The organism is Herbaspirillum sp. B65, from assembly GCF_000333555.1.
Lineage (GTDB): Bacteria > Pseudomonadota > Gammaproteobacteria > Burkholderiales > Burkholderiaceae_D > Herbaspirillum > Herbaspirillum rubrisubalbicans.
In genome coordinates this window covers 1-884 of record NZ_BADI01001091.1, presented here as the reverse complement: position 1 = coordinate 884, position 884 = coordinate 1, and the positions used below count along the sequence as shown (strand labels likewise).

The following is an 884-nucleotide window of genomic DNA, read 5'->3' as shown; positions in this document are numbered from 1 at the left end:
AGTTGAGCCAGGCCGACCGGTATTTGGTGGTGGCTGACAATTGCGCCGATGAGACGGCGCCCATTGCGCGGGCCGCTGGCGCAGAAGTGACCGAACGTTCCCATGCGGAATTGCGTGGCAAGGGTTATGCGCTGGATCACGGGATCAGGCACCTGGCGGCCGATGCCCCCGAGGTGGTCATCATCGTCGATGCCGATTGCTACCTGGCCGAGCAGGCTCTGGAAAAGCTGGCGCGCGCCTGCGTTCAAAGCGGCCGACCGGTGCAGGCGCTGTACTTGATGCACGCTCCCGAAGGTGGCGGCCCGATGCGCAAGATCGCCGAGTTCGCCTGGCTGGTGAAAAACCTGGTGCGCCCGTTGGGGTTCCAGAAGCTGGGTCAGCCTTGTCAATTGATGGGCACCGGCATGGCCTTTACCTGGTCGCAGATCAGCCAGGCCGACCTGGCCACCGGACACATCGTGGAAGACATGAAACTGGGCGTGGATCTGGCCGAGGCCGGCCAGCCCCCGTTGTTCTGCCCCGAGGCCATGGTCTACAGCTATTTCCCCTCCAGCGACAGTGGCGTGAGCACCCAGCGTACCCGCTGGGAGCATGGCCATCTCAGCGTCATCCAGACCTATGTGCCGCGCCTGCTGGGAGGGGCGCTCAAGCGTGGCAATGGCGCCCTGGCGGCACTGGCCCTGGATCTGAGCGTGCCGCCGCTAGCCTTGCTGGTCATGCTGGTGGTGGCGGCCTGGTGCGGCAACCTTCTCATCTGGCTGGTGCTGGGATTGAGCTGGCCCTTGCTGGTGTCAAGCTTGCTGCTGCTCGCCATCGGTACGTCGGTACTGCTGGCATGGGGAGGCTATGGTCGCAAGGTCATCAGTCTGGCTAACTGGCCGGCG

At 64.5% G+C, this 884-nt stretch carries 1 protein-coding gene; it reads left to right on the top strand.

Features of this window, described 5'->3' with window-relative positions; translation table 11 throughout:
• Window positions 1-26 precede the first annotated feature (26 nt).
• On the top strand, window positions 27-884 hold an 858-nt coding region (locus I5W_RS25880), incomplete at its 3' end, for a glycosyltransferase family 2 protein (protein WP_306302684.1).